Here is an 11497-nt window from a genome sequence, read left to right as displayed (position 1 = left end):
GTCGCTGACTTGAAGGCGTCACTGGGCTGACCCATCCGGAGGCGGCGATGGATACGCCTCCTGCTTCGATCTTTGGCCGGATAGCCGAACTCGATGCGTTGCGCGGCTTTGCCGTAATCGGCATCGTACTCATGAACGTGTTCGCCTTCGCGATGCCGCCCGCCGCCTATTATAATCCGGCGGCCTATGGCGGCACCGCCCCGGCCGAGCTCGGCAGCTGGGCGCTCGGCTTCGTGCTGGTCGAAGACAAGTTCCGCAATCTGTTCGCGATGATGTTCGGCACGGGGGTGGCGATCCTGCTCGAGCGCGAGCGCCAGTATCCGCTGCGCAAGCATTACGCCCGGATGGCGGTGCTGTTCGTATTCGGCTTCCTCCATGCCCTGCTGCTGTCATCGAGCGACGTGCTGCGGCTCTACGCACTGTGCGGGCTGGTCTTGCCGCTGGCGGTCCGCTGGCCGGTGAAGCGCTTGCTGTTTGCAGCCGCTGCGCTGGTTGCGCTGCACATGGCGGTCGGCGGCTATATCGCCTGGGGCTGGCTCGAATATTGGTGGCGCTATGCCACCGTGCCCGGAACCGGTTTCGCGCCACTGATTCCCGCCGAAGCCGCCTTCGGCGCCGATCCGGACGCAATTGCCCGTGGCCTGGAAACAGGGCGGGAAGCACTCGGCGAACGGGTTGCCGCGCGGCTCGCCAATCCGGCTGCCCCGCTGCTTGCAGGCCTCGCGATCCTGCCGCTGACCCTGGCGGCGATGCTGGCAGGGATCGCCATGCTGCGCAGCGGGCTGATCGTGGCGCAATGGCCGGTTGCGAGACTTCGGCGGTTTGGTTTCAGACTCACAGGCCTGGCGCTCCCGCCGCTGGCCGCTCTGGCCGCGTTCGCTTTTCATGCCGGCTTCAACGGCGCGGTGATCGGCACCAATGCGCTGGTCTGGTCGGCCCCGTTCGACCTGCTGCTGGGGACTGCCTGGGCCTGCCTGGCGATGGCCGGCTTCCAGTCGCAAGCGGGATCGGCGCTGGTCGCGCGCCTGGCCGCGACCGGCCGGATGGCGCTGACCAATTATCTTGCCTCCAGCCTCGTACTGGGCGGTATCTTTGCCGGCTGGGGGCTCGGCCTGTTCGGCGAGGTTGGGCGCCTGGAAGCCTATGCGATCGCGCTGGTCCCGATCACGCTGATGCTCCTCCTTTCGCCGCTGTGGCTCGCGCGGTTTCGGCAGGGGCCGGCCGAATGGCTGTGGCGGGGGCTTGCCAATTGCCGGTTTGCGCCACTGAGGCGCTAGGTCGGAACTGCCAGTGCAGCCGCAGTGTCGCGTCCAAGGGTGCGCGCCGCCAGCAAATAATGCGCCCCGGCCCAGAGATAGACCAGCGACAGCAGCGACATGGCGAGCGCCAGACCGTAGCCGGGGAGATCGTATTGCGGCTCGAGCCGGTCGCTCATCCAGCCGAGGATGATCGGGCCGATCCCGCCGGCGATCGCATAGATCGCGTTGAGCAGCGCCGAGGCGGTCGCGCGCATGCGCGGATGCATCTGGTTCTGGAGCGCGGCGAAGGTAATCCCGAGATAGCCGAACTGCAGCAATGCCGAGATCGTCACCAGCCCGAGCAGCAGCGCGAGGCTGTCCTGCACGATGGCAAAGGCATAGAGCGGCCCGCCCAGCAGCATACAGATGCCGGGAATGAAGGCATAGGCGCCCGGATGCCTGGCGCTGAAGCGGTCGGCCAGCCAGCCGCTCGCCAGGACCGACAGCGCCGCAGGGAGACTGGCGATCAAGCCGGCATAGAGCCCGGCTTCGCCGATCTGCAGGTCGAAGCGCCGGATCATCAGCGAGGTGAAGAAGTAATTGAGCCCGAAGCCGAGCGTCGCCGCAAGGGTCGAGCCGACGATGAGGTGGCGGGCGCTCGGCAGGCTGGCAAAGCGATGGACGACCGCGCCAAGTCCGGGCACCTCGTCGCCCGCTCCCGGATCGTGCTGGCCGCGCGGCGGCTCCTTGACGAACAGATGCACCAATATGCCCAGGATCACGCCCGGGATCGCGGCGATCAGGAAGGTCCAGCGCCAGTCGTAATTCTGCGCGATCCAGCCGCCGCCGACGAAGCCGATGAACGCCCCGACCGGCGGGGCGAGCAGCAGCACCGAGATCGCGAATCCGCGCCGGTTGGCGGGGAAATAGTCCGCCACCACCGACTGGTTGCCGGGCAGGCCGATCGCTTCGCCAAGGCCCACCATCACCCGCGCAACCAAGAGCTGCGTCCAGCTCGCGGCCAGCCCGCAGGCCCCGGTGGCGAGCGACCAGAAGATCGTGCCCGTGGCGATCAGGGTAAGCCGGCGGACCCGTTCGGCCAGCCGCGCGACGCCGATCCCGGCGACGATGTTGAGCACCGCGAAGGCCAGCCCCATCAGCGAGACCTGGGTGTCGGTGAGGCTGAACTCCTGCTTGAGCGGTTCGACCAGGACATTGACGACAATCCGGTCGATGAACCCGATCGTGCCGACCCCGGCGAGCAGGAACAGCGCCAGCCATGGCGAATTGCGGCGCGTAGCTAGTCCCAAACCGGCCTCTCCTCGTTCTCAGGCGAGGAAGTAAGCTCGCGCGTCCTCGTCCGGCCACTGTCTTAGCCGAGCCGCGCGGCGGCGCAAGAACAGCGCGGGAAACTTGAGCAGCATCAGCGATTTATGGATCCAGTAGTCGGACCACACTTCGCGCCAGCGCGCCTTCGCCCGGCCATGCAGCTCGAGCCAGTGGAGATAGGGTTGCCAATGGCTCGGCTCGTCCTTCTCCACGACTTCGAAGATTCTCAGCAGCGCCTTGTTCGAGCGGACATGCGGGTTCCTGAGGAGCACTTCGACCTGCCGCATGCCGCGCTGTTCGGTCAGCATGATGACCCGGCAAAGGCGCGCGAACTTGCGCGGATCGGCAACGATCTCCGCCGTGTCGAGCTCGTCGATCGGGCAGCCGAACACCGCCAAGATGAAATGGTCGATATGGCCGCAGGTGCGATCGACCTTGAGCGGCATCGCCTCGCGCAGTTCGAACCAGCGGCGGAACATGCGGTAATGCTTGAATTCGTCGGCACGGTGCTTTTCGATCGCCTCGATAAAGCCGGGATCGTCGCCGCAATGCGCGCGCGCCGCTTCGAGCACGCGATCGAGCGAAGTGTATCCCCGATGTTCGTTATAAATGTAGATCGAGGCGAGGACATCGAGGAACCGCTCGCGATAGGCAGCGAACAGATTCATGTTCTTCAAGTTCTCACATTTGCCGGCCCTGCGCCAGCGCGATCGCTCAGGCCGGGAGCATCGTCTCGTAGCGCGCCGAAGTCATTGCCGCCACTTCCCCCGTGGTGACACCGGGTGCCAGTTCCACGAGCCGGAACGGGCTGTCGTGATCCGGGCGCTGAAACACGGCGAGGTCGGTGATGATCATGTCGACCACATTGCGGCCGGTCAGCGGCAGGGTGCATTCGGGAATGAACTTGGGCTCGCCGTGTTTCGAGACATGCTCCATCACCACGATGATCTTCTTGACCCCGGCAACGAGGTCCATCGCCCCGCCCATGCCCTTCACCATCTTGCCCGGGATCATCCAGTTGGCGATGTCGCCCTTTTCGCTGACTTCCATCGCGCCGAGCACGGTGAGGTCGATATGCCCGCCACGGATCATCGCGAAGCTCGCGGCGCTGTCGAAATAGGCCGAATGCGACAGCTCGCTGATCGTCTGCTTGCCGGCATTGATGAGGTCGGGATCGACCTCGTCGTCATAGGGGAAGGGACCGATGCCGAGCATCCCGTTCTCGCTCTGGAGCGTGACCTGCATGCCCTTGGGGATGTGGTTGGCGACGAGCGTCGGGATGCCGATCCCGAGATTGACGTAGAACCCGTCCTTGAGTTCCTGCGCGGCGCGGGCGGCCATCTGGTCGCGGGTCCAGCCCTTGGTCAGGCCGTCATGGACAGTCATCAGGCAGCCTCTCTCTCGCGCACCGTGCGGAACTCGATCTTCTTGTCGTAGGGGCTGCCTATAATCATCCGCTGGACATAGACTCCGGGCAGATGGATGCAGTCGGGATCGAGGCTGCCCGCCGGGACCACCTCCTCGACCTCGACCACGCAGACCTTTCCGCAAGTCGCGGCGGGGAGGTTGAAATTGCGCGCGGTCTTGCGGAAGACGAGATTGCCGGTTGTGTCCGCTTTCCACGCCTTGACGATCGAAAGGTCGGCGAAGATCCCGCGCTCGAGGATGTACTCCTCGCCGTCGAACAGCTTGACCTCCTTGCCCTCTGCGACCTGCGTGCCGACGCCGGTTTTCGTGTAGAACCCCGGAATCCCGGCTCCCCCGGCGCGCATCCGTTCGGCGAGCGTGCCCTGCGGGCTGAACTCTACTTCAAGTTCGCCCGCCAGATATTGCCGCTCGAATTCCTTGTTCTCGCCGACATAGGAAGAAATCATCTTCGCAACCTGCTTGGTGCGGAGCAGCTTGCCGATCCCCTCATTGTCGATCCCCGCATTGTTGCTGGCAAAGATGAGGTTTCTGACCTCGCTGGCCTGGATCGCGTCGAGCAGCCGCTCGGGGATGCCGCACAGGCCGAAGCCCCCGGCGGCGATCAGCATGCCGTCTCGCAGCAGGCCGTCGAGGGCAGCTTCGGCTGAGGGGTAGAGCTTATCCAAGCGAATCTCCTGTGCCGCAAAGGGCGCGAATCCATGCTGCAATGCAATAAAGGAGCGCGTCCCGAATGTCATCAGGCTCGCTTTCGGAACCCGAAATTCCTGCTGCAATGCAACAGAATGGGGGATTCTATTGCAATGCAGCACTTTTTGGGGCCCGCACGTCGTTTTCCAAATAATTGAAATAAAACTGAAAATGTGGCATTGAGAGGTAAAGTTGCAAATTCTGCAACGTAGGATGATCTTTTCGCACTTGCACAAATGGTAGCGCTCACGCATATGGAGCCTGCCTTTCAGGCATCCTCTCCCAAAACTTCCATGGCCCGGACGGCAACGTCCGGGCCTTTTTTCTTGTGGTGCCCCATCGGGTGCGTTTCACCAATTGCCCTTTGCAATCGCCGCCCGCGCTTCCTAGCTTCCAGTCTCGAACGTCGAACTGGTCGAGAAAGGATGCGTGGCCGATGGCGGATGCCGATGCAGCGGAACTGGACAAGCAGATTGTCAGGCTCCAGGTCGCCGCTGCGCGCCAGGAAGAAAGCGGCCGGGGGATCGCCCGGATGCCCAAATCCGTGTTCGCCGCGCTCGGCATTACCGAGGGCGATTCGGTCCAGATAACCGGAAAGCGGACCACCGCCGCGATCGCCGTTTCCGCCTATGAGGAAGACCAGACGCTCGAAGTCGTCCGGCTCGACGGCTTGCAGCGCGGCAATGCCGAAGCCGGCTCGGGCGAGCATGTCGAGATCAGGAAAGCGGATTCGAAGCCCGCGACCCGCGTCGTCTTTGCGCCGGCCAAGCGCGACATGCGGCTGCAGGGGCCGACCGAAGCGCTCAAGCGCAACTTTTTCCGCCAGCCGCTGGTGGCGGGCGACCTCGTCGCGACGCACGGGCAGCAGCCGGTCCGCGACATTCCGCCCGAAGTCATGCGGATGTTCCGCGCCCAGCCCTATGCACTGACCGAGATCCGCCTGACCGTCGTTTCCACGGTGCCCAAGGGGATCGTCCATATCGACGAGAACACCGAAGTCGAGTTGCGCGCCGAGTTCGAAGAGCCGCGCGACGGGCGCGGCACGGTCAATTACGACGATGTCGGCGGGATGGGCGAGACCATCCGCCAGCTCCAGGAAATGGTCGAACTGCCGCTGCGCTATCCCGAATTGTTCACCAGGCTCGGCGTCGATCCGCCCAGAGGCGTGCTGCTTCATGGCCCGCCCGGCACCGGCAAGACCCGGCTCGCCCAGGCGGTCGCCAATGAAAGCGAGGCCGAGTTCTTCACCATCAACGGACCCGAAATCATGGGTTCGGCCTATGGCGAATCCGAAAAGCGCCTGCGCGAAGTGTTCGAGGAAGCGACCCGCGTGGCCCCGGCGATCATCTTCATCGACGAGATCGATTCGATCGCCCCCAAGCGGGCGCAGGTTCATGGCGAGGCCGAGAAGCGGCTGGTCGCGCAATTGCTGACGCTGATGGACGGGCTCGATTCGCGGACCAACCTGGTCGTGATCGCGGCCACAAACCGCCCCGATGCGATCGACGAGGCCTTGCGCCGCCCCGGACGGTTCGACCGCGAGATCATCATCGGCGTGCCCGACGAGAAAGGGCGCCGCGAAATCCTCGCCATCCATACGCGCGGCATGCCGCTTGGCGAAGGCGTCGATCTCGCCGAGCTCGCCCGGACCACCCACGGCTTTGTCGGGGCCGATATCGCCGCGCTCGCGCGCGAAGCGGCGATCGAGGCGGTGCGCCGGATCATGCCCAGGATCGATCTCGAGCAGCAATCGATCCCCGCCGATGTGCTCGAAAACCTGTGTGTCGAGCGTGGCGATTTCGTCGAGGCGCTCAAGCGGGTGCAGCCCTCGGCGATGCGCGAAGTCATGGTCCAGGCGCCGACCGTCGGCTGGGCGGATATCGGCGGCCTGAAAGAGGCCCAGGAGTTGCTCCGCGAAGGTGTGGAATTGCCCCTGAAGAATCCCGAGGCGTTCCACCGGCTCGGCATTCGCCCGGCAAAGGGCTTCCTGCTCTATGGACCGCCCGGCACCGGCAAGACCCTGCTGGCCAAGGCCGTCGCCAAGGAGGCCGAAGCCAATTTCATCTCGATCAAGAGTTCGGATCTCCTTTCGAAGTGGTTCGGCGAAAGCGAGCAGCAGATCGCACGGCTGTTCGCCCGGGCCAGGCAGGTTGCGCCCTGCGTCGTCTTCATCGACGAGATCGACAGCCTGGTGCCTGCGCGCGGGACCGGCGGGTCCGAACCGCAGGTGACCGCGCGGGTGGTCAACACGATCCTCGCCGAGATGGACGGGATGGAAGAGCTGCAATCGGTGGTGGTGATCGGGGCGACCAACCGCCCGGCGCTGGTCGATCCGGCGCTGCTGCGGCCCGGCCGGTTCGACGAGCTGGTTTATGTCGGCACGCCCGACCTTGCCGGGCGCGAACATATCCTCAAGATCCACACACGCGACATGCCGCTGGCGAAGGACGTAGCCCTCGGCAAGATCGCCAAGGAAACCGCTCGCTTCACCGGGGCCGACCTGGAAGACGTGGTGCGCCGCGCCGGCCTAGTCGCGATCCGGCGCGACGGCGTAAACGTGAAGCACGTCACCGCTGCCGATTTCGCCGAGGCGCTCAAGGATTCGCGCGCCACCGTCACCGCCGAGATGGAAGAGGAATACACCAAGATGAAGGGCGAGCTGAAGCAGCGCGCGGCGGAAGTCCAGCCGATCGGCTTCATCCATGAAGGCATGGTCGAGCCGACCCGCGACAAAAAGCACGATTAGCGGGCGGCGGGGCTCAGCCTTCAGCCGGTGCCTGGGTGATCAAGCGGTGCCGGATCAGCGCATCCGGCATTTCGGTCCTCAGCCAGCCGATCATGTGTTCGCGCACCGCGCAGCGCAGATCGAACAATTCGCCGATCGTACGCGCGCTCATTGCCAGCCGCAGCTCGATACTCTCGGGATGCGCATCGGTCAGCAGTGCGCGCCCCGTCCTCCCGTCCCACAATTGCTGGGTCGCGAGGTAGCGCAGGAACTCGTCCCTGATCGGCCCGATCTCGGTCGCAGGGTCGAGATGCAGGAACACCGGTCCGGTCAGCATTTCGTTCTTGCGCGACCAGTTCTCGAAGCTCTCCTCAAGGAAGCGGCCGGTGGGCACCACGATCGCGCGTTCGTCCCAGGTCCGCACCACGACGAAGCTCATGCGGATTTCCTCGACCCGCCCGGTATGGCCATCAACCACCACCAGGTCGCCGATACGCAGCGGCTCGGTGATTGCCATCTGCAACCCCGCGATAAGCGATTTGAGCGCGGGCTGCGCGGCGGCCCCGACGGCGAGCGCCGCGATGCCGGCCGATGCCAGCATGGTCGTGCCGATATCGCGAACGCCCGGGATTCCGAGCAGCATCAGCCCGATCGTGATGACCACAACCACGACCACCGCGGTGCGCGACAGGATCGCGATGCGGGTGCGGCGGCTGCGGGTGGCAACGGGATCGTCCGAGAGCTCCACCCGATATTCCAGAGCGTGGGCGAGCACCTTGATCAGGGTATAGGCAATCCAGCCGATGATCGCCGGAACTGCGAAAACCGCAATCTTCTGCCAGGCCAGCGCCAGCGTCGCATCGGCCTGGCTGGCGATGGCGATCGCAATCGCCGCCATGGCCCAGCGAAGCGGGCGGTAGAGCCGGTCGAACACCATGTCGTCGAGCGGGGTCTCGGACAAATTCGCGAGCCGACGCACCCCGGCGAACAGCAGGCGGTGCAGCAACAGCGCCAGGACAATGGCGATCATCACGATCACGATCGCGTTGAGCGACTGGCCGACCCAGACGGGGAAGGCGGAGGTCAGTTCCCGGATATGTTCGGTCATGGGCTGAACCTATGGGCCGAAGCCGCAGGGTTCAACCTTGGAAAGCAGAGGCCGCACATCCGGCGGCACGCAATTGCCGTCAATGCGCCGCGTCCCAGCTTTCGCCGGTGCCGATCTCGATCCCCAGCGGGACGTTGAGTTCGACCGCCGGCAAAGCGGCGTTGGCCATCACCTGTTCGATGATTGGCGAGGCTGCGGCAACATCGGCTTCGGGTAATTCGAATACGAGTTCGTCATGCACTTGCAGTAGCATCCGGACCCCCCCGCCTTCCTTATTTGGGCCGAGCCCGGCATCCTCCAGCGCGGGCATCATCCGCACCATCGCGCGCTTGATGATGTCGGCGCAGGTGCCCTGAAGCGGCGCGTTGACCGCGGCGCGCTCGCTCCCGGCACGGTCGTTGGGATTGCCCGAATTGATCCGCGGGAACCACGTCTTGCGCCCGAACAGGGTCTCCGAATAGCCGCGCTCGCGCACGCTTGCGAGCGTTGCGTGGATATATTGCTGGATGCCGGGGAAACGGGCGAAATAGGTATCGATCATTTCCTGCGCCTCGTCCGGCTCGATTCCCAGCCGCCCGGCAAGGCCCCAGCGGCTGATGCCGTAGAGGATCGCGAAATTGATCGTCTTGGCCCGCGCGCGCTTGTCGCGATCGACATGGCCGAACAGCTCCTCGGCGGTGCGTGCATGGATGTCCTCGCCCTTTTCGAAGGCCGATTTGAGTTCGGGCACGTCGGCCATATGCGCCGCCAGCCGCAATTCGATCTGGCTGTAATCGGCCGCGAGCAGGACATTGCCCGGCTCGGCGACGAAAGCCTCGCGGATCTGCCGCCCGATCTCGGTCCGGATCGGGATATTCTGCAGGTTGGGTTCGGTCGATGACAGGCGGCCGGTCTGGGCCCCGACCAAGCTGTAGCTCGTATGCACGCGCCCGGTCGCGGGATTGATTGCCGCCTGCAGGGCATCGGTATAGGTCGATTTGAGCTTGGTCAGCTGGCGCCAGTCGAGCACCCTGGTGGCGATCTCGGCCCCTTCCGCGGCTAGCCCTTCGAGGATTGCCTGATCGGTCGAATATTGTCCGCTCTTGCCCTTGCGCCCGCCCTTGTAGCCGAGTTTGTCGAACAGGATATCGCCCAGCTGCTTGGGGCTACCGACCGTAAATTCCTCGCCCGCCAGAAGGTGGATTTCCCTTTCCAGTGCGACAGTACGCTCGGCGAATTCGCGAGACAGGCGCGCAAGGCGTTCGCGATCGACCTTGATCCCGTGGCGCTCCATCTGCGCGACCACCGCGATCAGCGGCCTGTCGACCCGCTCGTAAATCCTTGTACCGCCTTCCCTTGCCAGCCGCGGCTTCAATGTCTTGTAGAGCCGCCAGGTAATGTCCGCGTCCTCTGCGGCATATTCGGTCGCCCGGCCCAAGGGGACCTCGGCAAATCCGATTGCCTTCTTGCCGGTGCCGCAGACATCCTTGAACGCGAGCGGCGTGTGGCCGAGATGGCGCTGGGAGAGCTCGTCCATGCCGTGGCCACCCGGCCCGTTCTCGCCCGCCCCGGCGTCGAGATCGAAGCTGATCACCATCGTGTCGTCGATCGGCGCAATCTTTAGCCCGCCGATCGCCTCGCCGGCGCGGGCAAGCACGTTGAGATCGTACTTGATATTCTGGCCGACCTTAAGGACAGCGTCGCTTTCGAGCAGCGGCTTGAGCCGGAGGAGCGCTTCGGCCTTGTCGATCTGCGCCGGGCGCTCGGCGAACATGTCGCTGCCGCCATGGCCGAGCGGGATGTAGCAGGCATCGTTGGGACCCAGGGCCAGGCTGATCCCGACGAGTTCGGCCTGGATCGCATCGAGCGAGGTGGTTTCGGTGTCGAGCGCGACCAGCCGCGCATGTTTCGCGCGCGCGATCCATTCGTCCAGCGCGTCGAGCGATTGCACGCATGAATAGCGGCTGCGGTCGATCGCCGGCCAATCGGGCAGGTCCTGCCGGTTGCCTTCGAGCGAAGCGGGGGCGCCGGCATTGTCCTGCCTCGCCGGATCGAGATCGGTCTTCCGATCCGGGCTCCCCCTGCCGTCGCCGAGTCGCTTCAACAGGCTGGCAAAGCCATGGGCCTCGAGAAACCGGGCCAGCGGTTCCTTGGGAATTTCCTGCAGCGCGAACTCCTCGAGCGCCAGCGGCAGGTCGCAATCCTGCTTGAGCTCGACCAGCACCCGGCTGAGCCGCGCCATCTCCGCTTCCTCGACCAGCCTTTCCTGCATCCTGGACGGCTTCATCCCGGGTGCGGCGGCGAGTGCGGATTCGAGGTCGCCATACTCCTGGATCAGCCTCGTCGCGGTCTTGGGGCCGATCCCCCTGATGCCCGGAACATTGTCCGCCGAATCGCCCATCAGTGCGAGTACGTCGCCAACCTTTTCGGGCGGGACGCCGAATTTTTCCACAACCTCGGCGATGTGGATGCGCTGGTTGCGCATCGTGTCGAGCATGTCGATTTCGGCGCCGGTCCGGGGATCTGAACCGACCAGCTGCATCAGGTCCTTGTCGGACGAGACGATTGTCACGTCCCAGCCCCGGCGTGTCGCTTCGCGCGCATAGGAGGCGATCAGATCGTCGGCCTCGAATCCCTCTTCCTCGATACAGGCGAGGCTGAAGGCGCGGGTAGCATCGCGAATCAGGGGGAATTGCGGGACCAGGTCTTCGGGCGGCGGGGGACGGTTGGCCTTGTATTGCTCGTAGAGGCCATTGCGGAAGCTCGTGCCGGATTTGTCCAGGATGACCGCCAAATGGGTCGGGCCATCGGCCTTGTGGAGATCGTCGGCCAGCTTCCACAGCATGGTCGTGTAGCCATAGACCGCGCCCACCGGAGTGCCCTGCGGATTGGTGAGCGGGGGAAGCCGGTGGTAGGCCCTGAAAATGTAGGAAGAGCCGTCGACGAGGTAGAGGTGCTGCTTGGCGGACATGGGGATGCTGGTAGCAGCGCTGCAGTCCGAGG

8 protein-coding genes are annotated in these 11497 nt (G+C 64.7%); 2 read left to right on the top strand and 6 right to left on the bottom strand.

Annotated elements, in window-relative coordinates; all coding sequences use genetic code 11:
* Window positions 1-47 precede the first annotated feature (47 nt).
* Entirely contained in the window at window positions 48-1277 is a 1230-nt protein-coding gene (locus AC16XC_RS09430; RefSeq protein ID WP_484034398.1) for a DUF418 domain-containing protein, read from the top strand.
* Here AC16XC_RS09430 and AC16XC_RS09425 read toward each other — a convergent pair.
* The 4 genes from AC16XC_RS09425 to AC16XC_RS09410 are packed head-to-tail and all read right to left on the bottom strand — an operon-like array spanning window position 1274 to window position 4660.
* The gene (locus AC16XC_RS09425; protein WP_484034397.1) at window positions 1274-2548 is read right to left on the bottom strand and encodes a spinster family MFS transporter; all 1275 of its coding nucleotides are present in this window, start codon (window positions 2546-2548) and stop codon (window positions 1274-1276) included. The two genes, AC16XC_RS09430 and AC16XC_RS09425, sit on opposite strands and share 4 nt — an antisense overlap.
* A gap of 18 nt (window positions 2549-2566) precedes the next feature.
* Window positions 2567-3235: a ferritin-like domain-containing protein gene (locus AC16XC_RS09420; RefSeq protein WP_484034396.1), complete on the bottom strand. Its 669-nt coding sequence runs from the start codon at window positions 3233-3235 to the stop codon at window positions 2567-2569.
* Between the two features lie 46 nt (window positions 3236-3281).
* The gene (locus AC16XC_RS09415) at window positions 3282-3953 is read right to left on the bottom strand and encodes a CoA transferase subunit B (protein ID WP_484034395.1); all 672 of its coding nucleotides are present in this window, start codon (window positions 3951-3953) and stop codon (window positions 3282-3284) included.
* Window positions 3953-4660 (bottom strand): CoA transferase subunit A, encoded by a 708-nt coding sequence (locus AC16XC_RS09410; RefSeq protein WP_484034394.1) that lies wholly within the window; start codon window positions 4658-4660, stop codon window positions 3953-3955. The genes AC16XC_RS09415 and AC16XC_RS09410 overlap by 1 nt, the downstream gene beginning before the upstream one ends.
* 458 nt (window positions 4661-5118) lie before the next feature.
* Between AC16XC_RS09410 and AC16XC_RS09405 the strand changes: the two genes are divergently transcribed.
* Entirely contained in the window at window positions 5119-7428 is a 2310-nt protein-coding gene (locus AC16XC_RS09405; protein ID WP_484034393.1) for a CDC48 family AAA ATPase, read from the top strand.
* Window positions 7429-7441: 13 nt separating this feature from the next.
* Here AC16XC_RS09405 and AC16XC_RS09400 read toward each other — a convergent pair whose 3' ends face one another.
* Together AC16XC_RS09400 and polA are read right to left on the bottom strand one after the other, a co-directional pair.
* Window positions 7442-8515: a mechanosensitive ion channel family protein gene (locus AC16XC_RS09400; protein WP_484034392.1), complete on the bottom strand. Its 1074-nt coding sequence runs from the start codon at window positions 8513-8515 to the stop codon at window positions 7442-7444.
* Between the two features lie 79 nt (window positions 8516-8594).
* Window positions 8595-11465, bottom strand: coding sequence for a DNA polymerase I (gene polA, locus AC16XC_RS09395; RefSeq protein ID WP_484034391.1), 2871 nt, complete (start codon window positions 11463-11465; stop codon window positions 8595-8597).
* Window positions 11466-11497 lie beyond the last annotated feature (32 nt).

The organism is Candidatus Andeanibacterium sp. (genome assembly GCF_057143545.1).
The sequence above is the reverse complement of the archived record's forward strand: the minus strand, read 5'-3'. Positions and strand labels throughout refer to the sequence as shown.